This window comes from Streptomyces sp. ACA25 (genome assembly GCF_028200735.1).
Classification (GTDB): Bacteria; Actinomycetota; Actinomycetes; order Streptomycetales; family Streptomycetaceae; genus Streptomyces.
The window spans coordinates 1-1,013 of record NZ_JAQKPV010000069.1 but is presented as its reverse complement, the minus strand read 5'-3'; the positions used below and the strand labels follow the sequence as shown (position 1 = coordinate 1,013).

1 pseudogene is annotated in these 1,013 nt (G+C 72.0%); it reads right to left on the bottom strand.

The annotated features are described in order from the left end of the window. A pseudogene (locus tag PJ985_RS23190) lies at positions 1-1,013 on the bottom strand (type I polyketide synthase); the annotation flags it as partial.

Sequence of the window (1,013 nt, the reverse complement as noted above, 5' to 3'; positions counted from 1 at the left end):
GCCGGAGTCTGCGGCCGAACACGCCTGCGGCGCGCACGGCCACCTGGTCCTCGCCGGTGCCGCCGGAGAGCACGGCGGCGACCCGGGACCGGGCCCGCTGGTCGAGGCTGACGGGCAGGTCGATCAGGCCGCCCCAGCGCTGGGGCAGTTCGAGGGCAGCCACCCGGCCGAGACCCCACAGCAGGGCACCCGACGGGTCGGTCAGCCGGTCCGCACGATTGACCGACACCGCACCACGCGTGCACACCCACAGCCGGTCGATCCCTGCCGATCCGCGCACCAGGGTGAGGAGATGTGCCGGGGTGACGCCCGGCAGTACGAGCGCCCCGGTACAGGACTCCGCGGGCGGCTCGGCGCCCGCACGGACCTGGATGACATGGGCGCCGTGCGAGCGCAGCAGGCTGCTGACCTCATCCTCGGGGTCATCACCGACGACGAGCCAGGTTCCATGGAGAGTGGACGGCTCCACGGTCATGGGGCGCCAGTCAATGCGGTAGCGCCAGGAGTCCACGACGGACTCCTCTGCACGGGTACGGCGCCAGTCACCGAGGGCGGGGACCACAGCACTGAGGCTGTCGCGGGCGCCGGCGTCCGTCACGTGCAGTGTGTCCGCGATGCGGTCGACGTCACCGGCCTCCACGTCGCGCCAGAAGTCCGCCTCAAGGGGATCGGTGCCGTGCTGGTCCTTCGGGAGCGGGTCGAGCCAGTAACGCTTGCGGCGGAAGGCATAGGTCGGCAGCGTGACTCGGCGTGCGCCGAGTCCTCGGTAGACCTCTGCCCAGTCCACGGGCACCCCGAGGACATGCAGGTGCGCCAGGGCGGAGAAGAGCGTTTCGATGTCCCCATGTCCGGTACGCAACGCAGGCACGGCGGTCGCCTCGTCAGCGGCACTGCGGGCGAGGGCGGAGAGCACGCTGTCGGGGCCGAGTTCGAGAGCGCGGGTGACGCCGTCGGCCTGCAACACAGCGAGGGCGTCGGCGAAGCGGACGGGTTCGCGGACCTGGCGGACCCAG